The 23708-nt window shown below is 36.2% G+C and carries 18 protein-coding genes; 14 read left to right on the top strand and 4 right to left on the bottom strand.

Annotated elements, in window-relative coordinates:
* The first annotated feature begins 10 nt into the window (after positions 1 to 10).
* Together CALHY_RS11725 and CALHY_RS11720 are read left to right on the top strand one after the other, a co-directional pair.
* The gene (locus CALHY_RS11725; RefSeq protein WP_013404157.1) at positions 11 to 604 is read left to right on the top strand and encodes a TatD family nuclease-associated radical SAM protein; all 594 of its coding nucleotides are present in this window, start codon (positions 11 to 13) and stop codon (positions 602 to 604) included.
* Positions 605 to 1059: 455 nt separating this feature from the next.
* Positions 1060 to 2523: a PIG-L deacetylase family protein gene (locus tag CALHY_RS11720; protein WP_013404156.1), complete on the top strand. Its 1464-nt coding sequence runs from the start codon at positions 1060 to 1062 to the stop codon at positions 2521 to 2523.
* Positions 2524 to 2529: 6 nt separating this feature from the next.
* Here the strand turns inward: CALHY_RS11720 and CALHY_RS11715 are convergent, their stop codons facing one another.
* The 3 genes from CALHY_RS11715 to CALHY_RS11705 form a co-directional block, all read right to left on the bottom strand.
* Positions 2530 to 2946, bottom strand: a complete 417-nt coding sequence (locus CALHY_RS11715) for a bifunctional nuclease family protein (protein ID WP_013404155.1) — start codon at positions 2944 to 2946, stop codon at positions 2530 to 2532.
* 72 nt (positions 2947 to 3018) lie between these two features.
* Entirely contained in the window at positions 3019 to 5106 is a 2088-nt protein-coding gene (locus tag CALHY_RS11710) for a heavy metal translocating P-type ATPase (RefSeq protein WP_013404154.1), read from the bottom strand.
* 19 nt (positions 5107 to 5125) lie between these two features.
* Entirely contained in the window at positions 5126 to 5503 is a 378-nt protein-coding gene (locus CALHY_RS11705; protein WP_013404153.1) for an ArsR/SmtB family transcription factor, read from the bottom strand.
* A gap of 194 nt (positions 5504 to 5697) precedes the next feature.
* On the opposite strand from CALHY_RS11705, the gene CALHY_RS11700 reads away from it, so the two are divergent.
* The 8 genes from CALHY_RS11700 to CALHY_RS11665 all read left to right on the top strand — a co-directional run bounded on the left by CALHY_RS11700 (position 5698) and on the right by CALHY_RS11665 (position 12983).
* Complete coding sequence (locus CALHY_RS11700) at positions 5698 to 6951, top strand: glycosyltransferase (protein ID WP_013404152.1); 1254 nt, start codon at positions 5698 to 5700, stop codon at positions 6949 to 6951.
* Between the two features lie 18 nt (positions 6952 to 6969).
* Positions 6970 to 7797 (top strand): HAD-IIA family hydrolase, encoded by an 828-nt coding sequence (locus CALHY_RS11695; protein WP_013404151.1) that lies wholly within the window; start codon positions 6970 to 6972, stop codon positions 7795 to 7797.
* Between the two features lie 5 nt (positions 7798 to 7802).
* Positions 7803 to 8435, top strand: coding sequence for an SOS response-associated peptidase (locus CALHY_RS11690; protein WP_013404150.1), 633 nt, complete (start codon positions 7803 to 7805; stop codon positions 8433 to 8435).
* A gap of 62 nt (positions 8436 to 8497) precedes the next feature.
* Positions 8498 to 9442 (top strand): UDP-N-acetylmuramate dehydrogenase, encoded by a 945-nt coding sequence (gene murB / locus CALHY_RS11685; RefSeq protein ID WP_041723210.1) that lies wholly within the window; start codon positions 8498 to 8500, stop codon positions 9440 to 9442.
* Positions 9443 to 9457: 15 nt separating this feature from the next.
* Entirely contained in the window at positions 9458 to 10330 is an 873-nt protein-coding gene (rapZ, locus tag CALHY_RS11680) for an RNase adapter RapZ (RefSeq protein ID WP_013404148.1), read from the top strand.
* A gap of 1 nt (position 10331) precedes the next feature.
* Positions 10332 to 11654, top strand: coding sequence for a gluconeogenesis factor YvcK family protein (locus CALHY_RS11675; protein WP_013404147.1), 1323 nt, complete (start codon positions 10332 to 10334; stop codon positions 11652 to 11654).
* A 38-nt stretch (positions 11655 to 11692) separates the two neighbouring features.
* Complete coding sequence (whiA, locus tag CALHY_RS11670; RefSeq protein WP_013404146.1) at positions 11693 to 12670, top strand: DNA-binding protein WhiA; 978 nt, start codon at positions 11693 to 11695, stop codon at positions 12668 to 12670.
* A complete protein-coding gene (locus tag CALHY_RS11665) occupies positions 12645 to 12983 on the top strand; it encodes an HPr family phosphocarrier protein (RefSeq protein WP_013404145.1) in 339 nt (112 codons plus the stop codon). Before whiA ends, CALHY_RS11665 begins: the two co-directional genes overlap by 26 nt.
* A gap of 315 nt (positions 12984 to 13298) precedes the next feature.
* Here CALHY_RS11665 and CALHY_RS11655 read toward each other — a convergent pair whose 3' ends face one another.
* Complete coding sequence (locus CALHY_RS11655; protein ID WP_013402019.1) at positions 13299 to 14729, bottom strand: ISNCY-like element ISCahy1 family transposase; 1431 nt, start codon at positions 14727 to 14729, stop codon at positions 13299 to 13301.
* 165 nt (positions 14730 to 14894) lie between these two features.
* Here CALHY_RS11655 and CALHY_RS11650 point away from each other — a divergent pair, with 165 nt between their 5' ends.
* The 4 genes from CALHY_RS11650 to CALHY_RS11635 all read left to right on the top strand — a co-directional run bounded on the left by CALHY_RS11650 (position 14895) and on the right by CALHY_RS11635 (position 23633).
* A complete protein-coding gene (locus CALHY_RS11650) occupies positions 14895 to 16136 on the top strand; it encodes a homocysteine S-methyltransferase family protein (RefSeq protein ID WP_013404144.1) in 1242 nt (413 codons plus the stop codon).
* A gap of 23 nt (positions 16137 to 16159) precedes the next feature.
* Complete coding sequence (locus CALHY_RS11645; protein ID WP_013404143.1) at positions 16160 to 17977, top strand: bifunctional homocysteine S-methyltransferase/methylenetetrahydrofolate reductase; 1818 nt, start codon at positions 16160 to 16162, stop codon at positions 17975 to 17977.
* A 134-nt stretch (positions 17978 to 18111) separates the two neighbouring features.
* Entirely contained in the window at positions 18112 to 20739 is a 2628-nt protein-coding gene (locus tag CALHY_RS11640) for a 3'-5' exonuclease (RefSeq protein ID WP_013404142.1), read from the top strand.
* Positions 20740 to 20756: 17 nt separating this feature from the next.
* Positions 20757 to 23633, top strand: coding sequence for a UvrD-helicase domain-containing protein (locus CALHY_RS11635; RefSeq protein ID WP_041723468.1), 2877 nt, complete (start codon positions 20757 to 20759; stop codon positions 23631 to 23633).
* Positions 23634 to 23708 lie beyond the last annotated feature (75 nt).

The raw sequence follows: 23708 nt of genomic DNA, 5'->3' as shown, positions 1-23708 counted from the left end.
CAAAGATAAAATGGGAATGATAACATATACAATTGACAACAGGCTATATATAAACGTGACGAACAAATGCACAAACTCATGCATATTCTGTATAAGAAACACTGAAAGAGGGCTCGGTAGCGAGTACGACCTTTGGCTTGAAAAGGACCCAACAGCAGAGGAGATTTTGGCTGAAATAAAAGACCCGCAAAAATATGATGAGATAGTATTTTGTGGCTATGGTGAGCCACTTATCAGGCTTGATGTTGTAATTGAGGTTGCAAAAAAGCTAAAAGAGATAACTTCGGTGCCGCTGAGGGTTAACACAAATGGTCATGCATCTTATATTCACAAAAAGAACGTGCCACAGCTTTTATCAGGCCTTATTGACAGAATATCAATAAGTCTCAATGCTCCGAATAAAGAAAGGTACAATGAAATTTGCAGACCGTTTGCTAAAGATATATATGACCATGTGATTGAGTTTATAAAAGAGAGCAAAAAATATATAAAAGAAGTTTGGGTTTCGTGCGTGGATATAATTTCAAAAGAGGAGATAGAAGAATGCAAAAAAATTGCACAGAAACTGGGGGTTAATTTTAAACTTAGAGCTTATGAAGAATAAAGCTAAGAAAGGGTAGTTAGGCTGTTATAAGTGATGGCAAGAGGATTTTTGAGTATGGCTAAAGTATACAAAAGAAGCGCAGATTTTTATTAAAATCGGTCAAATATTCACATAGCCACATAGCTAAAAATAGAGAAAGAAACTTGCAAAAGTTCATTTATTTTTGGTATTGATTGGTGTATACAAAAAACATATAATTATAGATGTAAACAGCAGGTGGCAAGAAAAATGCGGACAACCCCCTTGTAACTGCTATTTTTGAAAGCTTACATAAATTCAAAATCCCCCCGTTCATTTCCTCCTTTTATATAGAAAGCGGGCAGGGGCTCTACAAGTAAAAGAGCTTCTGCCCGCTTGCGATTTTAGGGGTAAATTTTAATGGAAAATACATCAAAGATAGTGTAAAATAAAAAAGAGCATCTTTGCTATAAAAAAGGAGTAGGGCAAAAAAGCATATGCCAAGGTTTAGATTTGTTGTGTCAAAGGGTGAGGTTTACAGAAAAACCCAAAAAGAAAAAAAGATAAGATTTAAGCGCAAGTATATTTTATACGCGTTTGTCATTTGGATTGTTGCCAGTGTCTTGGTGTTTTTGGCAAGAGAGTATATTTCAAATTACTTTTTTTCAGCTCAGCTTCCACAGCTTCAGGTTGAAAATTACAAAAGGATACTCATCTTTGCACCACACTGTGACGATGAAACTTTGTCTTCTGCAGGTGTGATACAAAGAGCACTTTTGGCTGGAAGCAAGATTAAAGTTGTTGTCATGACAAATGGAGATGGCTTTACCCGTGCAGCCGGTCAGAACTTTGGCAAGATTAGACTAAGTCCTGATGACTACATAAGGTTTGGCTATCTTCGCCAGAATGAAACCATCCATGCGCTTGAAGATTTGGGCTTGAGGAGGGAGGACATAATATTCCTGGGATATCCTGATAGGGGTTTGAGGTTTTTATGGGAAAAATATTTTGATTCAAAGGTGGGATATTTTAATCCTTTAACACGCACATTCAAAAGTCCATATTCAAACTCCTATCAGAGAGGAGTAGAATACAAAGGAATAAACGTTGTAAAGAATATTCAGAGCATAATAAAATCATTTGAACCTGATTTAATCATATACCCATACTCACGCGACCAGCATCCTGACCACTGGGCAACATCCGCCTTTGTCAAGTTTTCAATCCTGACGCTAAATTATAAGTGTGAGGAGTGGCAATATCTTGTGCACAGGGGGGACTGGCCGACTCCTTTTGGCAAACACCCTCAGATGTATCTTGTTCCTCCGTTCAAGCTTGCGTTTACAGATACAAAATGGTATCAGGTACCACTGGATGACTATATGATAGAAAGAAAATCAAATTCAATCTCAGACTACCACTCTCAGATGAAGGTTATGAGAGGATTTTTGGAGGCATTTGTTCGTCAAAACGAATTATTCGCAAAATTAGATAGCAGAGATGCAAAAAAATATGAGGGTGATAACCTGTTTTCAGACAAGTATTTAGTTAGCAAGGAGCCGACACACGACATATGGTCCCTCATTTTTGAAAAAGGTGCTGACATTGAAGCGATATTTGCAGCTCACGACAGCAAGAACATCTATATAGGTATCAAAATGGTTGGTTCTGCTAAAAAACTTATTTCGTATTATCTTCACATAAGAGCATTTGAAGATTACAAGTATCTTGGCAGGATGTATGTTCTGGTTTCTGGCAGCAAAATGAATGTAATAAAGGCCATGACAAGCCCCGCTTTTTCAGCACAAAATAGCAAGATGTACAGAAGAAAGAATCAGATTGAGATAGTATTTCCCAAAAAAGATTTACAAAATCCGAACATGCTTTATTTGAGCGTGCGCACAGAATTTCTGGGTCGTCAACTTGACAGAAGCGCATGGAAGGTAGTTAAGCTCAAATAGCTCTTTTTACTGAGGAATCAGCTCTTCGTACTTATAGGTGAACTCTATGAGCTTTGGAGCCATATAAATTGGGCAGTTTACTCTCAGAGCAAGCGCAATAGCATCGCTTGGTCTTGAATCTATGACAGAAATTACATTGTTGTAGTCTCTTAAGTGAAGCTGCGCAAAGTATGTTCCATCTTTGATGTCTGTGATGACAGCTTTATGGATGGAAATTGAAAACTTTTGCATAATCTCAACCATCAAGTCGTGCGTCAGAGGGCGTGGAAACTTTTGTTTTTCAAGCGCAAGTGCAATTGACTGAGCCTCAAGCGGTCCTATGAAGATGGGGAGAACCATTTTGTTGTTCTTGTCGCACAGAAGAACCGCAAATCCTCCCCCTTCTTCAAAAAATGCGACGTTTTTAACATACATCTCTATCATCTCAAAACACCTCTTTTTTGGCGATCTAAATATGAAGAGCAAAACCCCCTCTTAAATATTATACCTCTTTTTTTATCTTTTGAGCACTCTCAAAGAATTTAAAACTGCTAAAAGCATTGCGCCGCTATCTGCCACAACTGCTTCCCACAGATTTGCAACTCCCAAAACTCCTAAAAACATCACCGCAAATTTTATTCCGAGAGAAAGAACGATATTTTGAATGACAATCTTTCTTGTGAACCTTGAATCTTTTATTAAATCTACAATCTTTGATAACCTTTCGTCAAGAAGAACAATATCTGCTGCGGTTGTTGCAAGATAACTTGCACTGCCTGCAAATGAAATTCCAACATCACACACAGAGAGTACTGGCGAATCATTTGTTCCATCACCCACAAATACAACATATCCTAAACCTTTATTTTCAAGTTTTATTTTTTCAGCCACTTTTACCTTTTCTTCTGGAAGAAGCTCTGAGTAAATACCATCTATCGGAAGGTCTTTAGCAATTTTTTCTGCCGCTTCTTTTTTGTCACCTGTCAAGAGATATATCTTTGCGCCAAAGCTTTTGAGGTCATTTAAAACCTTTTTTACATCATCTTTCAAAGAATCTTTCAAGGCAACATACCCGCAGAATTTTCTATCACATGACACAAAGATGTACGAAAGTTCAGGTGATACTTCAGAGCTGTGGTTAATTTCAACTCCACTTTCCTGCAAAAACTCTTTTGTTCCTATCAAAACCTTTTTGCCATCAACAATCCCTTCTATCCCCCTGCCGGGATGTTCTTTGAGTTCTTGTACTGAGGAAAAAGAAATACTATTTTTTCCAATCCCTTTTAATATAGACTTTGCTATTGGGTGGTTTGAAAGACTTTCAATGCTGATTAAAATTTTTAAAAACTCATGCTGCGAAATTTCCACAGGTACAATCTTTTCAACAGAAAGAACCCCATTTGTGATTGTTCCTGTTTTGTCAAAAAGGAAACTACCTATTTTTGATGCAAGAATATCTATAAATTGAGAACCTTTTACCAGTATTCCCTTCAAAGAAAGCTTTGAAATTGAAGCAAAATATGAAAGCGGCACAGATATAACAAGGCTGCAAGGGCAGGAGATAATTAAGAAAACAGCAGCCCTGTAAATCCACAGTTTAAAAGGCTGGTCAAATAACAGTGGCGGTAAAATGGCAAATATTATTGCCAGGGCAACTACCGCCGGAGTGTATACCTTTGCAAACCTTGTTATAAACTTTTCTGTTTTGGATTTGTTGGCAGAAGCATTTTCAACAATCTCTATTATTCTGTGCAAAGAAGAATCTTTGTAAAAGCTTTGAGCTTTGATTTCCAAGAACCCGTCAACTACCACGCTGCCGGCTAAAACCTTATCATTTGGCTGGGCAGCAAAAAACTTTGACTCGCCTGTGATAGCAGATGTATCCAAAAATGATTTTCCAGATACTACAGTTCCATCAACCGGCACTCTTTCACCCGGTTTTACCACCACTATATCACCAGGTACAACATCTTTTGGATTTACTTTCCTGATTTCATTCCCAATTTTCAAGTTTGCATACTCTATTTCAAGGTGTTTGAGAGCCTGTATGGTTTTTCTTGACTTGTTTAGTGCAACATCCTCAAAAATTTGGCCAATTTTGTAAAGGAGCATAACAGACACTGCTTCAGGGTATTCTTTTAAGAAAATAGCTGATAATGTTGCCGCTGTCATCAAAAAATTTTCATCAAATACTTGAAATTTTCTGAGGTTTTTGAAAAAGCTTAAGATAACATTTTTTCCTGAAAGAAGGTATGAGAAAAGGAAAAAGATTAAGGCAAAACCTTCTTTTCTTGTAAGAAGTCCTGCTCCAAAAAATATAGCAGAGATTACTACAGCTGAGATTTCACCCATGTTCAGCATTGGTTTTTCTTTTGGTGCCTCTAATACACTTACCTCAGGTTCAATTTCGTTTACAATCTTCTTTACTGCTTCAACAAATGTTTCGTGGTGCTTTTGGTCAACCTTTGCTGAGATTTTCTTTGTTACAAAATTTAGCGAAACATCCTCTGCAAAAGAGAGCCTTGCCACTTTTTCTTCAATCTTTTGAGCACAATTGGCACATGAAAGATTTTCCAAAATTAATTCTACATTTACTTTTGCCAAGTTTGCCTCCTCCTTTCATCTACTGGCTTTCGCTAAGATGCGCAAGACCAAGTTCAATTATACTTTTTACATGGTCATCCGAAAGAGAATAATACACAACTTTGCCAGCCTTTCTGCTCTTCACTAACCTGAAAGCTTTTAGTAGCCTTAGCTGGTGAGATATTGCCGACTGGGATGTAGCTAAGACTGCTGCTAAGTCGCATACACACATCTCAGAAACCAAGAGACTGCTTAAGATTTTTATGCGCGTTGAGTCTGAAAAAACCTTGAAAAACTCAGAAAGGTCAAACATGGTCTCTTCATTTGGAAGACTTTCTTTCACCTTCTGAACAATGTCATTGTGGATTACACTGCAGCTGCACAAATCAATTTTTTTTGATACTTCTTGGTTTTTCAAATTCTTTTCACCTCAATTTCAAGATTGAACATTTGAATAATTGTTCATATATTCATTATAAAAGAAGATTTTCAAGAGGTCAAGAGAGTCTTTTTATTTTATGCTTCTGAAATGTTGTGTTGACGCTTTGGACTTTTGAGTGATAAACTCAAAAAAGAATAAAAAACAATTTTTATCAAGGGGGAAAGCTTAATTTGAACTTGATTCTTCTCACGATAGGCTATCCACATCCCAAAAGAGATGTGTTTGTGGGGAATGAAATAGATATTCTCTCAAGGTTTTTTGGTAAAATCTATATCGTGCCGATTTGGCCGGGAAAGGTGCTACCTAAAAAGCTAAAGAACCTGAAACAGTATATTCAAAATCCAAAGGTTGAGGTGGCTGATATAAGGTTTGGATTAAGAGAGATTCTACTTTTAAATCCAAAACTTGTTAGACTTATGATAAAAGAAGCACTCAAGGCTGTATTTTCTCCAAAGTCTTTTTCATACAGGCTATTGAATCTATGGATGATTTTTAGATGGACTTTCCTTACAAACATCACAATTGCAAATATAAAAAGGCTTATAAAAGAATACAACCTTCTTCCCCAAGATACAATACTCTATTCGTACTGGTTTCACTTTTTGGCACTATCAACCGCACTTTGCAACCAGCCTTTTGCCCTGAAGGTCTCAAGAGCGCACGGTTCGGACCTTTATGAAGAGAGTTATCCTCAGCCATGCAAAAAGTTTATAATTGAAAACATTGATAAGATTTTTGCCTGTTCAAAGATGGGCGCTGAGTATATAAACAATAGGTATCAAACAGACAAAGCAGAAGTGTCATACTTGGGGACTTTCAATAAACACAATGTGAACATTGATAAGAAAAAAGATGAGATTTTTAAAATTGTCAGCTGCGCAAGGCTTGCCCCTGTGAAGAGGATTGACAGGATTGTTGATAGCCTTGAGAAGATTGACAGCGTTAAAATTTCGTGGACTCACATTGGCGATGGGGAGCTTTTGGAAAGAATAAAATCATATGCTCAAGAAAAACTGGGCAATAAAAGTAATGTCCACTTTAAATTTTTAGGTTTTATGAAAAATGAGGATATTTTGAACCTGTATGCAAGTAGTAACTTCAATCTGTTTGTAAACACAAGCCAGTCAGAGGGTCTTCCGGTTTCTATTATGGAAGCAATGTCGTATGGAATACCTGTTGTGGCAACAGATGTTGGTGGAACTAAAGAGATTGTGAAAAATGACATAAACGGTTTTCTGCTTGGCAAAAACTTTTCAGACTTTGACCTTGCAAGCCTTATAGAAAGATTTGCTACCATGAGCGAAGAAGATTATAAAAAGTTTTGTCTTGCTGCAAGAAAGACATGGGAAGAGAATTTCAATGCTCAAAAATGCTATGAAGATTTTGCAAAAAGGCTTTTGGCTTTGGCAGCATCAAAAGAATGAAAAAGGGGAAGCTTGCAAATGAAGAATAGCAACATTCTAAAAAACATAGACCTTTTCCTGCTTGACTTGGACGGCACAGTGTATCTTGGTAAAAGGGTATTTGAAGGTGCAAGAGAGTTTATTAAACTCTTGAAGGAAAATCAAAAAGACTTTCTGTTTTTGACAAACAATTCATCAAAAAGTTCAGAAGAGTACTATTCAAAGCTTTTGAACATGGGCTTTGAAATTACAAAAGAAAACGTATTTACTTCAGGTCAGGCAATGGGAATTTATATCAAAACAATCCACAAAAAAGAAAAACCACCGAGAGTATATGTTGTTGGCACATCATCATTAAAAAGAGAGCTAAAGTCGATGGGCATCTTTGTTGTTGACAGTCCAAATTACAATATAGACTATCTTGTTGTGGGGTTTGACATTTCTCTTACCTACAAGAAACTTTTAGATGCATGTGAGCTTATAAGAAGAGGAGTTCCTTTTTTGGCAACAAACCCGGACCTTGTCTGTCCTTTAGATGGTGGAAGATATATTCCAGATTGCGGGTCTATCTGCATCATGCTTGAGAATGCAACAAAGAAAAAACCTGTATTTGTTGGAAAACCTTCTTCCATAATGGTTGATATAATCTCGAACCTCAAAAAGGTTGAAAAAAGCAGGATTGCGATGATAGGAGACAGGCTTTACACAGACATAAAAATGGCAAAGGATAGCGGCATGGTTGCTGTTCTGGTGCTGTCTGGTGAGACAAGGATGGAAGATGTTGAGGTTTCGCCTTTGAAGCCAAATTTGATATATGGTTCAATAAAGGATATGTATGAAGAGCTAAAGCTGGTCTTTGGAGGCTGATTTTTGTGTGCGGGAGATACTTTTTGAATCTTGATGAGAACATTGAAGAGATTAAAAAAATCTTAGATGAGATTTCTCAAAAATATGAAGGAAGCCCCCTTTTACAGAAAATGAAATCGGGTGAGATATTTCCTACAGAGTTTGCTGCATCAATTGTGTCAAAGGACTTTCAAAGAGAAGCTGAGATTTTAAGATGGGGATTGCCTCTTCAAAACAAGAAAGAGGTCATAATAAATGCAAGGGCTGAGACCATCCTGGAAAAGCCTCTGTTTTCCAGCATAATATCAAACAGGTGTCTGATTCCTGCTCAGGGCTTTTTTGAGTGGAAGAAAGATGGCAGCAAAAAACAAAAGTTTTTCATAAAACCCAAAGATTGCAATGTCTTTTACATGGCAGGGCTTTACAAAAGAATTGAGCTTGAAGGTGGGATACTTGTAGATGGTTTTGTCATCCTCACAACAGAGCCGGCAGAAGAAATAAAGCATATTCACAACCGCATGCCTGTAATACTGAAAAAGGAGCATGAAGATTTGTGGCTTTTTGAAAATGGGAGCACCAAAGCTCTAAAAAGCTTATTTTCTGTGTTACTTAAGCCATGGGAAGGTGAAATTGAGGCAGTTGAGGTAAAAAACAATTAAATTTTTTGTTTAAATATAATATAATAAAATTTGAAACAGAAGCTTTTAAGGTGATTAGAAAAATGGAATTTGAAATGTATTTAAAAAATTCAGGTATTGAGTTTCTAAAAGACCATCCGCTAAAAGACCTAACAACATTCAAGATAGGTGGAAAAGCAAGATATATAATATTTCCCAAAAGTACCGAGGAGCTTGTCAAGGTATTGACTTTAGCAAAAGATAAAGCGATAAACCACGTTGTTGTTGGAAACTGCTCAAATATTCTTGTCTCTGACAAAGGTTTTGATGGTACGATAATCGCTACAGTTAAGATAGACTTTTTTAAGATAGATGGAAATGTGATTGAAGCAGAGTGTGGAGCTATGCTCTCTCAGGTTGCAAGAAAAGCGTGCGAAGCAGGTCTAAAAGGTTTTGAGTTTGCGGTAGGAATTCCTGGCACTGTCGGTGGTGCTGTGTACATGAACGCTGGTGCATACGATGGCGAGATAAAAGATGTTTTTGAATGGGCAGAGGTTTTGGATGAGAACTTGAACCCAGTAGAACTTGGTAGGGCAGATATGAGGTTTTCATACAGGCACAGCCGACTGAAAGAAGAAAAAATGGTGCTTCTCAGAGCAGCATTTTGCCTCAAGTTTGCCGACAAAGAAGATATATCCCCTTTGCAAAAAGCAAATGAATTTTCAAAAAGACGGCGAGAAAAACAGCCTCTTTCTTATCCGAGTGCAGGTTCTGTGTTTAAAAGACCGCCAAACAACTATGCAGGAAAGCTTATTGAAGATGCAGGCTTGAAAGGATATAGAATAGGTGATGCGTGTATATCAGAAAAACATGCAGGGTTTATCATAAACTTAGGAGATGCTAAAGCTGAGGATGTGAGAAAGCTCATCTATCTTGCTCAGAAGACTGTGTACGAAAAATTTGGAATTTTGCTTGAACCTGAGATTCAGTTCATAGGCGAGTTTGAAACACCGCTTTTTGTGCCCGAAAATGTCCAAAATAGAAGATGAAAAAGGGTGGTTTTATTGGAGATAGTAATAATAACTGGTATGTCTGGGGCTGGCAAGAGCTTGGCAATAAGGGCATTTGAAGACATGGGATTTTTTTGTATAGACAACCTACCACCACAGTTTTTACCCAAGATTGCTGAGCTTGCAAGTGCAACAAAAGAGAAGATTTCAAGGATTGCTGCGGTTGTAGACATTCGTGGTGGTGAACTTTTTGATGACTTCAAAGATGTTCTTCAGGAGCTGAAAAAGGATGACCGTAACTTTAAACTCCTCTTTTTAGATGCCCATGATGAGGTTCTTATAAAACGGTACAAAGAGACAAGGCGAAAACATCCTTTAAGTCATGAGGGTGACGGCAGCATTTTAGAAGCCATTCAAAAGGAAAGAGAAAAGCTTGAGGATATAAAAAGGTATGCTGACTTTGTGATTGATACATCAACGCTTTTGCCAAAGGATTTAAAAGAGAAACTCTTTGAGATTTTTGTTCAGCAAAAGTCAAAAGAGGCAATGCTAATCACTATTATGTCGTTTGGGTTCAAATACGGACTTCCGCTTGATGCTGACCTTGTTTTTGATGTGAGGTTCATCCCAAATCCATTTTATGTGGACACTCTCAAGCACAGAACAGGCAAAGACCCTGAGGTAAAAGAATATGTTTTAAGGTGGGATGTTACAAAAGAATTCTTGCAAAAACTTTTTGACCTGATTTTATTTTTAATACCAAATTATGCAGAAGAAGGGAAAGGGCAGCTTGTAATTGCCATTGGCTGTACTGGTGGCAAGCACCGATCTGTCACAGTGGCTGAAGAGCTTAAAAAGACTATTGAAAACCAGGGATATAAAGTTTCAATATTTCATAGAGATATAGAGAAAGATATAAAAGGGTGACATGCCAATGATATTTGATTTTCTAAAGCCAGGTATTTATATAAAAAGATGGATTTTATTGATGCTACTTAGTGTTATTTTAATCTCAGCTTCGTTAGCAAAAAGCATTGATATTTTTAATGTTTCGGTGGAACTTCGCTTTTCTTTTCGCATAGGGTTATTTGTTTTAGGAATTGGAGTTTTTTTGATTTCGCTGATGGGTTTAACAAAGGGGTTTATAAGGCTTTTGAACAAGAGCTTACCATACAGAATAAGTCAGAAGACCATATTTGATGCTATATATTCAAAAGGGTTTTTGGAAAAAGGGCCAAGGATTGTTGCAATCGGTGGTGGTACAGGACTTTCTACAATGCTCAGGGGGTTAAAAAACCTCACTGCAAACATCACAGCAGTTGTAACTGTTGCAGACGATGGAGGGGGTTCAGGAAAGCTCAGAGAAGACCTTGGCATGCTTCCACCGGGTGATATAAGAAACTGCATCTTAGCTTTGGCAAACACAGAAGAGATTATGCAAAAGCTTTTGAATTACAGGTTCAAGGAAGGAAGCCTTAAAGGGCAGAGTTTTGGCAACCTGTTCTTAGCTGCAATGACAGGAATTGCAGGGAGTTTTGAAAAAGCGGTAAAGCTCATGAGCGAGGTTTTAGCTGTTCGTGGGAAAGTTTTGCCTGTGACTCTTGACAATATCAATCTTTGTGCTGAGCTTGAAGACGGCAGGGTAGTTGTTGGCGAGTCAAAAATTCCTGAAGAGGTGAAAAGTTCTAAACTACCTATAAAAAGAGTTTTTATAACTCCATCTGATGCAAAACCATATTCTGAAGTTCTGGATGAGATTGAAAGGGCGGATGTGATAATAATTGGACCAGGAAGTCTTTATACAAGCATAATGCCAAATCTTGTGTTCAAGGAGGTTGTTGATAGTATAAAGAAAAGCAGAGCAAAAAAGATTTACATTGCAAACATCATGACACAGCCGGGTGAGACAGACGGATATCTACTGTGCGACCATATTGAGGCAATAGAGAGACATTGCGGCGGAAAGATTTTTGACATTGTGATTGTGAACAACCAGCCAATTCCTCCAGATGTGCTTGAAAGATACAGGGAAGATGGTGCACAGCCTGTTTTTGCTGACAAGAAAACTATCGAAAAGGGATATAAAGTTGTGGAAGAAGGACTTTTGAGCGTACATGACGGGCTTATTCGTCACAACTCAGCAAAGCTTGCAAGGGTTGTGAGCAACATCATCTATGGCAAGGATGTGATCCATGAGTACAGGTTAGGGTATCTGAGATTGAAAAATTTTAGTAAACCGTTTAAGAGCTGAAGCGCAGCAAAGAAGCTTTCTTTTTGGAGGTAACCAAAATGTCTTTTTCATCGGCTGCAAAAGCAGAGGTGAGCAAAAAGCTTTCTCAAAATTCCTGCTGCGTAAAAGCTGCAGCTGCAGCGTTTTTGAAATTCACAGGGAGCATATATGAGCTTGATGGGACATTTTCGTTTAAAACCTCATTTGAAAACGCCCAGACTGCAAGGTCTTTTTTCCTTCTCATGAAAAACGGGTTTTCAAAACACTGTGAGGTTAGCATTAAGAAAAACAGTAAGTTGCAGAAAAACTATGTTTACACCATCTTTCTGCCTCCAAGCAATGACAACTTGAGAATTTTAAAAGACCTTCATTTTGTCAGGAAAGGTGCGAAAGAGTATCACCTCAGTTTTTCGCTAAAAGAGGAGCTTGTGAAGAAAAAATGTTGCAGAAAGGCTTTTTTGCAGGCAACATTTTTGTCGTGCGGTTCTATTACAAACCCTGAGAAGATGTATCATTTGGAGTTTGATGTGAAAACAAAGGATGATGCGGAGTTTTTGCAGAAGGTTTTAAAGAGTTTTGAGTTTGAGGCAAAAATTGTTGAAAGAAAGTCTCATTATGTAGTATACTTAAAAGAAGGTGAACAGATAGTAGACTTTTTAAACATAATTGGAGCACATTCTTCACTTTTAGAGCTTGAAAATATTCGCATAGTAAAAGAGCTCAGAAACAATGTCAACCGTCTTGTCAATTGTGAAACAGCTAATTTAGAGAAGACCATAAATGCCTCTATGAGGCATATTGAGAATATTGAGTTTATCGAAAGAACAATTGGTATTGACAGCCTTCCACAGAATCTGCAAGAGATAGCACGCCTTAGAATAAAATACAAGGATGCCTCTTTGAAAGAACTTGGAAGTATGCTCAAAAAGCCTCTTGGCAAATCTGGTGTCAATCATAGGCTGAGGAAAATAGATAAAATTGCCGAGGAACTTAGAAAAGGAGGAATAGTATATGCAAAGCCTTCACATGAAGATTGAAAATTCTCAGGGGATCTCCTCAAGAGCTGCAGCCCTGCTTGTCCAGGTTGCAAGTAAGTTCAAGTCCCTAATTTTAATAGAAAAAGATGAAAAAAGAGCTAACGCAAAGAGCATAATGGGTTTGATGTCACTTATGGTGGACTATGGCGATGAAGTGACAATTATTACAGAGGGTGAGGATGAGAAAGAAGCACTGGAAGCTGTTTTGAAGCTTATTCAGTCAGATTTCAGTGAGCAGGTTGCTGATGAAATTACCCAGCAAGAAACAAAAAAAGAAAGCCAAAGAGAAAATAGTGAAGATAACAATGAATAAGTATTTTGGAGGGGCTGCTTAATTTTTTTAAGCAGCTTTTTTTAAAATTTTAGGCGTTTGCAAAATAGGTGGTGATTGAAGGTAAAAGGCACCAATACTAACATGAAATACAATCAAGATACAAAAAGAAAAGAGAAGTGAAAACCAAATATTATCAATACCAACAAAAATAATCAGCAACAAACATATGACAAAAATTAACAACTTCAAAAAAGACAATAATATCCTAAGCCTTCTTAACTCCTTGTTTTAGAAGGTTAAGTAAAAACAAAACCAGAAATTTTTTGTAAGAAATAGATTTAAAAAATAGTAGTATTAAGCGATAAGTTTTTTGAGCTTGTTAAGTTTTTTGATAGTCAATTTAGAGCAATAGAGTTTGATATTGTGAGCGAGAATAAACAAGAGCGAGAAAGTAATGGCAGATAGCAAGAAATCAGAGAAAATAGAAATATGGTCATAAGTAGAGATAGTATCAGAGCCCATGTAGGATTTCAGGTGGTAAATAGTCTGCTCTACAGCGACACGTTTTTTGTAGAGGTCAAAAAACTCTTGTGAATTTCTGTTGATACCTGGGAAAGAGCGAAAGTTATCTGGGTATGTATAGAACATTCTACCCGATTTAGAGGTAGTACAAGGCTGAGGGCAAGAGCAGATGCGTTTGCCATCTTTGTATTGTGACATAGGGCAAGTCCATTTAAGGCGCAAAGAGCGATTTTTACCCTGACATTTGCCTTCGGGTTTAAAAGGTTTGTTGAACTTTTTGCAGATAGGGATACCATCTTCAGAAATAACGATATTGGGGTCTGATGTAGGTGTAGTATTTTTAGAAGCTCTTGTATTTAGTGGAATAACGATTTTGGAGAAGTTAAAGGTATTTTTTAAAGTGGAGTATATGTTGTGGGAATCCAAAGCACTGTCGGCGATGAAAGTGGAGAAATTTTTGGGGATATAAGAGAATAAAGTTTCGAGCGAAGGAATTAAACCTTTAGAGTCGGAGATAGCTTTTGCTTCTTGTGGGTCAGAGGAAGGGGAATCATAGTTAAACAGAGGTACTAAAGCTAAAGGGATACCGAGAGCGTTGGTAATGACTGCAAATTTTAAAGCCCAGCAGAAATGGCCATTTACAAACATAAGACGGATGTTAGAATTAGCGTTAGCAGTTTTAGGCAAAGAAGAATAAACGAGAGAGTAGACTTTTTCAGAGGGAAGTTCAGGGTTAGCTTTTGAGGTATTTTTCAGCAGTAGATGAATGAATTTAGGATTGTTTTCACGAACCTTTGGGACAATACCTGTTGTGTCGAAGATTAAGATTGAAGAATCTTGAGGGCATTGTTGGATGGAAATATTATGTGCATGGATAGAGATATTTTGAAAAAGTTTATGGATTTCACTTGCAAATATTTTTCTAAAGCGAGAGAGAGTAGAGATAGAAGGGACATTGCCATGAAGATTACAAAATGAGCGAAGTTCGAATGAGTTGAGTAAGACAGCACGAAGCTGAGTTAAAGTATTGAGTTTGAGCAATTTTTGGACGAGGAAGCAACAAAGCATAGATTCTAAAGAGAAGTATCTATGCTTACCGAAATATTTGTAGTAGGCATTGTAGAAAGAAGAAGGTATATAATGTGACAAGTCAATGAATTTATTGAACAAGCCCAAGAGGCTTTCAGGCTTGTAGAGAGCCGAAGCCTTTAGGTGGGAGAATAGGTCTATGAAAGAAAGTTGTTTAGGTTTGGTGTTGAACATTTTGGAACCCTCCTCATAGTAGAAAATTTGTTTTATATAATCATATTTTACTACAATTATGAGGAGGGTGACCAGTCTTTTTTGATTCTATGTAAAGCTTGATAACGCTCATCTTGAGCGTTTTTGCAAAAGGCTATTTTTTAAAATTTAAAAGAGAGGATGGTATTGGCATTGCTAAAAGATGAGCTTTATAGAAGAGTTTTGATTTTTGATGGGGCGATGGGCACTCAGCTTATTCAAAATGGCTTGACAGAAGATGAATGTCCTGATTTGTGGTCGGTATCACGACAGGATGTAGTTTCGTCTATTCACAAGCAGTACTTTGAAGCTGGCTCTGACTGTGTTGAGACAAACACCTTTGGCGCAAACAGAGAAAAGCTCAAGAAATATGGACTTGAAAATGAGGTTGAGAATATAAACAAATGGGCGGTCAAGCTTGCAAAAGAGGTTGCAAAAGAGTATAGCGGGTATGTTGGGCTCTCTGTTGGACCAACAGGCAGGCTTTTTATCCCTTCAGGTGATCTTAGCTTTGATGAGGCAGAAAGAATATTTTACGAACAGATTTTGAGTGGAATTCAAGCGGGAGCAGATTTTGTTTCGATTGAAACCATGTCTGACATAAAAGAAGCAAAGGCTGCGTTTTTTGCATATAAAAAGGCAAAAGAAGAGTTGAATAAAGATATACCCTGTTTGGTGTCTTTTACGTTTGAACAAAACAAGAGGCTTTTGATGGGAACCCCTCCAGAGGTTGCAGCATACTATTTCAGTTTAATTGGCTGTGACATTGTTGGTGCTAACTGCTCTGGTGGTGCGATGCATCTTTTAGAAGTTATAAAGCAGATGCAAGGTTTTTCGTTTGTTCCGCTTTCAGTAAAGCCAAACGCAGGGCTGCCCAAGGTACTTGATGGCAAGACTGTGTATGAAAGCTGCATTCCTGAGTTTGTAAATTTGGCAGATGAGTTTGTTGAAAATGGAGTCAGGCTCTATGGTGGGTGCTGTGGCACAAACCCTGAGTATATCAGAGCAATATCAAAGGTTTTAAAAGGAAAAGAGGTTTCATTTGAAAGTAGCATACAGAAGAAGTTTATAACATCAATTTATTCCTTGCTTGATATTTCTCAAAAATTTAGCGTATATGAATTCAAGCTCACAAATGATTTCTCAGCAGAAGCTGTCTTTGAACTTGCAGGGCTTGAAGAGGATGCAATATTTGTTGATATTGATGAGAATGTAGAGCCTGAGGTTTTAAAAGAATTTTTAATAGAATCTCAGGATTTTTCTAAAAAACCTTATATTTTTAATATAGAAACAAAGTCTCATATAGATGTTATTGAAAGGTATTACTTTGGCGTATATGGGGCAGTATCAAGCATGCACGGCAAAAGCGCAGTCAAAGTGCTGATTTAAGAATAAGATGAGGAGGTTGCAAGTTGAAGAAAAGCTTTAGAGAGTTTTTAAAAGAGCAGTCTACCGTAATTTTTGACGGTGCAATGGGCACAGAGCTTTTGAACAGAGGATTTTCGCTGGACTTTCCACTTGAGTGGGCAAATGTAACAAGACCTGAGCTTGTAAAGCAAATTCACACAGACTATATTTTGGCAGGCGCAAGTAGCATTGAAACTAACACGTTTGGTGCAAATGAGTGCAAGCTCAAAGTTTTTGGGTTTGAAAACGAGGTTGAGAGGATAAACAGAAGTGCTGTCAGGATTGCAAAAGAGGCAGCAGAAAATAAAGTTTATGTCATAGGCAGTGTTGGACCGCTTGGGAAACCAGTTGGAAGTGGTTTTGAGATAGATGCTAGACGAGCAAAAGAGGTGTACAAAAGACAGCTTTATTTTCTTTTGGACGAAGGGGTTGATGCAATAATCTTTGAGACAGCTGCATCAACACATGAGGTTCAAATCGCAATTGAAGCTTTGAAGGAGCTAAATGATAAAATTCCATATATAATTCAATTTTCCTTTACCAAAGATCTGAGCACAATATATGGGGAAGATATCTACAGGGTAATAGAATTTTTGAAATCCACAGATGCAGATGTTGTGGGACTTAACTGCGGCAATGGTCCTCAAAAGACTTTAGAGGCTTTGAAGATATTCTCCCAACATTTAAAAGGTCCATTTTCTGTCCAGCCGAATGCAGGGTATCCCCAGCTTGTGCAGGGAAGGCTTATTTTTTCAACATCAGCTAAGTATTTTGCATCATTTGTTCCTGAATATATAAAGCTTGGTGCAAAAGTTGTTGGTGGATGCTGCGGAACAACTCCTGAACATATAAAGGCTATAAAAGAAAAAGTAAAAGAGTTTTCACCCAGCATAGAAGTTGAAGTGAGTGAGAGAAAAGAAGAACAGAAAGCAGTTTTAAAAGACACTCCATCTGAGCTTTCTCAAAAGCTTGGCAAAAAATTTATCTTTACAGTTGAGATAAGTCCACCCAAAGGAATTGAGCTTGAAAAGACAAAAGAGGGTGTGAAGCTTTTAAAAGAGGCCGGAGCAGACACAGTAAACATTGCAGACTCTCCAATGGCAAGGGTCAGAATCTCTCCAATTGCTCTTGCTCATATACTCAAAGAAGAGCTGGGTATGGAGTCAATACTGCACTTTACATGCAGGGATAGGAACCTTATCTCTCTTCAGTCAGAGCTTCTGGGTGCAGCAGCACTTGGAGTTAAAAATGTGTTGGCGCTCACAGGTGACCCACCATCAATTGGCGACCATCCACAGGCAAAACCAGTGTTTGATGTTAACTCTGAAGGTCTTGTTTTAATTCTGAGTAGGCTAAATAACGGTACAGATTACATGGGCAATCCCATTGGCAAGGCAACAAACTTTACAATAGGTGTTGCGCTGAATCTTAACGCAGATGATTTGGGAAAAGAGATAGAAAAGCTCAAGCACAAGATTGAAAATGGGGCGCACTTTATCGAAACACAGCCAATTTACGATGCAGAAACACTGGAGAGGTTTTTAGAAAAGGTTGACTTTACCCTGCCACCAATTTTGGGTGGAATTTTGCCGCTTAGGTCCTCTCGCCATGCCGAGTTTTTGCACAATGAAGTGCCAGGAATCACAATACCAGACAAAATCCGCGAGAGAATGCGCAGTTCCAAGGAACCTGCAAAAGAGGGAGTAGAGATTGCCTGTGAGATAGTTGACAGAATAAAACACATGGTAAGTGGCATCTACATCATGCCACCGTTCGAAAAATATGAGATGGCTGTGGAGATAATTAGGAATTTTAGATATTAAAGAGAGAAATTACAAAAATGGAAAGGCTGCACAAGTAGCCTTTTATTTTTTGACTTTCAATAGAAAAATATAGTATAATTTTCTCAATATAACATGCTATTTTTTAATCTTTCCTTGAGAGGAGAACCTCAAAAATGAAAAAAGCATACCTTTTACAAAAACTTAATTTAAGCCTTCTTGATGATGCAAAGCCTGATGAACTTATAATTCTTCCGCGTCGATTTGTTATAAATAAGCTCAAAGAAAAGCTTGTTGAAAAAAACGGAGTTCTTTTTGATATTGATATATTTACATTTGATGATTTAATAACCCCTGGCAAAAATGAGGTGCTAAAGACACGGAAGGTAATCACAAGGGATCAAGAAGTTTTAATTATATTTCAACTTCTCAAAAGCATTTTCAAAGGAAAGACAAGTTTTGAAGATGTTTTGACATACGAGTTTACAAATCAGGTCATATACCTTTTGAATTTAATGTTTTTGGAGTCGAAAGAATATTCGCAAAAAACTTTTGAAGTAGCTGATAATTATAGTTTTTTAAAAGAACTTTTTGGAAAATACAAGGAATACCTTGCCCAAAACAACCTTGTGAACTTTTCCTACCTTCAGGATTTGGCTATAAAATTTTTTGAAGAACACAGACTTGAACTTAAAAACTATAGTGCTGCCAAGATAGCATTTTTCCCAGATTTTAGATGCGACCAAAAAAGAATACTAAAGCTTATCGCAGAGAAAATAACTGATATAGAAGTTTTTATGCCGTTTTTTGATGATATTGAGATTTGCAAAGAGACTGCCAAGTTTTTAGAATCGCTTGGATTTGACATGGTGTTTGATATGGAAGAGAAAAATTCAAGATGGGGTTTAAATTTGGAATATCCTGAGCTTAAAGTATTTTCTTATCCAAATATAATCCTTGAAATAAACGCTCTTGTAAAAGAAATCAAAAAAGATATAGCTGAAAAGAAAATAGATTTTGACAAGATAGCCGTTGTTGTGCCAAGTGTGGAAAGATATAAAGATGCTCTTATGCAGACTTTTTCCGAGGAGATGTTACCTGTAAACTTGAGCTGTCAGAAAAGTCTTATAGAATTTGGATTTATAAAATTTGCTTTAGAGCTTTTAGAGTTTTTAGGTGGAGAATTTGATAAAAAGAATTTTGAACGGATAATATCGCATAGATTTTTGAACACAGAAAAGGCAGACTTTGAGATTTTGTTTTCTAAGATAAAAAATGTTAGCATTTTAGAACTTGAGCAAATAGAAATAGTTCTTGAAGAGTTAGAGTTTTTTGCTAATCTGTATGCCTTTGACGATGTGATTGAAAACCTCACTAAAATTTGGAGGGTTTTTAATAGACTCAAGAGAATAAAAAATGAATATGATAAGTTACCAAAATCGTTTAATAGCTGGTTTGAAAATACAAGAAAGGTTTTTGAAAAATTAGGTGTAACAAAGCATGCAGAATTTGTAAATGACATTGAATTTGTGAAAGCATTTTATTATTTAAATGAGATTTTCAAAAAAAGCAAAGAAGATTTTAAAGAGTTTGACTCTGAATTTACTTTTGAAGAATTTTTAGATATTTTTAAGACTATTCTTTCTCAAAAGATGGTTGATACATCGATTAATATCTTAAATGGAATTGACGTTATAAGTCTTCAGGATGCTTTAGGTGGCTGTTTTCAAAAGGTCTATCTAATTGGGCTTTCGGACGATATTTTACCGCGTTCAAGGTCTGAGGGATTTTTGATGAACATGAGATTAAAAGAAGAGCTCATGCTTGATGAGATAAAAGATTTTGACTACATATTCCAAAAAGACCTTATATATTTTAGAAGTATTATAAACTCTTATAATATATATATGTCATATCCACGTTATTATCAAACACAAGTTGACAAAAGCCCATTTTTGGAGTTAGAAGATATTAAAGAAGTTTCAATTTATAGGGGCTATATACCAAGTGATAATCAACTGACATATAGAGAATATAAATTTTTAAAAAATTCAAATGAGAAAAGTTTTGAAAAAACTTGCACGTGCAATAATATTCCGCAAATTAATAGAATAAAAGACAGAGAGCTAATTGAATATCAGAGCTGTCCTTTAAAATTTGCCTTCAAAAAATTTGGTGTTGATGAGAAGGAGAAAGAAGAAAAGCATTTTATTTCGAACCTGCAGCTTTTGTTTTCATGTATTCAAAAGATACTTTCTTCAAAAACACCGCAGGAAACACTTGATTTTTTGCTTTCAAATATTCGCTATACGCACAACGAATCAGTTAAAAAATTTGCAGCATTAGATATTTTGCAAATATCTCTTGAAATTGTTGAGAAAATGAATGAATACGGGGTTATAGAGTTTATTCCTCAAAATATTAAAGACAAGGTATTTGTAATAAGAAAGATGTTTGAAGGAGTTGAACTTCAACTCTTTCCTAATTTTGTTGTGAAAATTGATAACCAAGAAATATGCGGTTTTGTAAAAACAAAAGTTTCATCCGAAAAAGAAATTGATAAGATTTGGATTGCTAATTGCATCTTTGAGCTGGACAAAGTTGCTGCTATATATCTTTTTGAAAAACCGCGATTTGTGATTCATGAAAAGACAAATGAGTCTTTGGATAAGCTAACTCAAGAGATTTTAAGTGGACTAAAAGAAGGGATTCATAAACTTGGTGAAATTGAAACTTATAAAAAGGCACAGACAGTTAAAAACTGTTTTTCTTGCGAATATAGCCATGTTTGTCTATTATTTTAAAACAAAAATATCAAGGGATGGTTGAAAAAATGGGCAATATAATTATTTATAGCGCTTCAGCTGGCTGTGGCAAGACAGAAAATATCGCAAATCTTTATATAGACATCATAAATTCTAAGAAAGCTACCCCAAATGAAATTGTCTGCATAACGTATACAGAAAAGGCAGCAAGAGAGCTTAAGAGCAGAATCATCTCAAAAGCAAAGCAAAGAGGGCTTGATTTGCTTACAATTTCAAAGATTCAAAATTCCCATATTAAGACCATACACTCATTTTGTATGTATCTTTTAAGATTTTACTGGGCATGGGCAAGGGTTGATGCAAACTTTAAAATTGTTCCTGACCAGAATAGACTCATGCTAAAACTCATAGACAATTATCTTTCAGTTTTTCCTGCAACATTGGGGAGATTGCCTCAGGAGAAGTTTTTTATAGAAGAATATCTTCACTATATTGAAAATATAGCACAGGAATTTAACAATTCGTCAAAATATATCAACAAAGCTTATCACCTTGAAAGTGAAACTTTTTATATTTTTGATCATCTATCAGACAGTTTAAATAGCATGTTTTTAAAAGAACTTACATACGATTTGGTCTTGCAGAGAACCTTTGAACTTTTAAACATTCCAGAAGTAAATAAAGATATAAAAACCAGATTTAAATACTTAATTGTTGACGAGTTTCAAGACTCAAACTTTTTACAAAAATCAATTTTTGAGAATATAGCTGAAAACATTTATTACATCGGAGACAAAAAACAGTCCATTTACCGTTTTCAGGGTGCGGAGCCAGAGGTGTTTGATGAAGCTATAGAAAACTGCAGCCAGGTTTTAGAGCTTTGTGAAAACTTTAGAACAAACTCAGAGCTTGGCAAAAAGATTGACAAGGTTGCATCTATACTTTTTCCCAATTACAAACCACTTTCTTATAAACATCAGGCTGACGGATTTTTAAAGATAGTTGAAATTGTAAATGAAACAAAAGAAGATATTATTCGAAATGAAGCTATATATGTTGCTAAAAAGATAAAAGAGATGGTTGAAGATGGTGTTAAGATTAGTGTAGGTGGAAAACCAGAAAGAAGGCTAAAATATTCTGATTTTGCCGTGCTATCGCGCAAGATTCAAAACATTGCTCATATATACAAGAAAGTGTTTGAGGATTATGAAATTCCCCTTGATATAAACTTTAAAAGAGGACTTTCAGAACAAAAAGAGATAGTACCGCTTTTAGGTTTTCTTGAGATTTTACAATATCCGAACAAAAAATCAGGGTACTTGAGACTTCTTGCAAATGACATATTTAAAGTGGACAGATTCACGCTTCTTTTTTGCGAGATGAGCAAAATAGAATGTTATGTTCCAGAAGATGTTTTAAAGTTCATTGCAAAACAGCGTGATAACCTGTTTGTAAAAAAGATTTCAGAGATTTTATATGAGTTTGAAGATATGTTTGAGTACAGTTACAAAGTCTATAAATATTTTGGGAAGGCGGCATATGAAAACGTCAGGCTTTTTTACGACTTGGCAGAAGAGAGCAATAGCTTTTCATTAGAAGACCTTTTAAATTTTATTAACAATCAGGGTGAAAAGATGTCAGGTTATTCTGCACTTGATGACAGTGTTGTGCTCATAAGTATCCATTCAGCAAAAGGGCTCAGTTTTCCAATAGTGTTTTTGGTCGGACTTTGCGAAAGTACAGGGTACTTTTCGGGCAGAAGTCCAAAACTGAGAGGTTCTTATGATACAAGCACGAAAGAATATATAATTGCTCCTTTCTGGATGGAAAAAGAATATACAAGAATAAAGAATATATCAAAGCAGCAAGAAAAAGAGGAGCTTAAAAGGCTTTTTTATGTTGCCTTAACAAGACCAATGGCAGGACTTTTTATGATAAATTCAACGGTAAAAGAAGCTATAAAAAAAAGAGGGGGAGCAAAGTCGTTTGGTGAAGAGATAGGTTTTAATTACATCCTCACAAAAGCAGAGGAGATTGGAATTGAAAAGGAAGTTGTAAGAATAAAAGAGGCAGAAAAAACGTCGCAGGATTTTGACTCAAGTTCAGAAAATAACAACATATCTTATGCTTTGCCATCTATAATTTTGCCAGATGAATTTGAAAATAGATTTAAAATTTTATCGCCTTCGCACATAATGGATTTTAAAAGATGTCCTGCCATGTTTTCGCTAAAGTATATAATGGGTCTTCCAGTTTTTGATGAGCAAAGCTCAAAAGAGGAGATACAGCAAAATGCAAAAGCGCTTGGCACAACTGTCCACAGAGTTTTGGAGCTAACAAAAATAAAAGATATTGATGATATTAATAATCTTGAGAGTAACATTTCTTTAGCTGTGCTTGAGAACGATTTTGAAGATAAAGAACTTGTAAGAAAACTTGTTTTTAACTTTTTTAAAAGCAGTTTTATCAGAGAAATAAAGGGTAAGGTAATAAAAGAAGAAAGCGAACTTCGTTTTTATTACAAGCTTGGAAGTCAAATGATATATGGAATAATCGATAAGGTGTATCATCTTGAGAATAAAATTTTTCTCATTGATTTTAAAACAAATCTTAACTTTGATGATAAAAAGTTTGAAAGCTATATTCCGCAACTTTGCATTTATACACAGGCAATAAGACAAAGAGAGCCACAGAAAGATATCATGTCTTCAATCTTTTGGCTAAGAGAAGGTAAAAGTTTTGATTACATTCCAGAAACGGAACACATTGAAGAGGTAAAAGAGGTAATTGGGAGGATAAGAAATATCAAAAGTAAAAAAGACATTCTTATGTTAATAGAAGAGTATACCAAAGGCAATTGTAGCGGATGTGAATATGAATTTTACTGCAAGGATGAGCAAAATATTAAATTGATAAGGAAAAAGCTTGAATAGATTTTCTTTTTTCCTTGTTTTAAAAAAATTAGAGGTTTGCAAAGAAAGACAAAAAGAGGTTAAAATAAAATATGC

This window comes from Caldicellulosiruptor hydrothermalis 108 (genome assembly GCF_000166355.1).
In the GTDB taxonomy this organism is placed as follows: domain Bacteria; phylum Bacillota; class Thermoanaerobacteria; order Caldicellulosiruptorales; family Caldicellulosiruptoraceae; genus Caldicellulosiruptor; species Caldicellulosiruptor hydrothermalis.
This window is presented reverse-complemented; position numbering and strand designations above follow the sequence as displayed.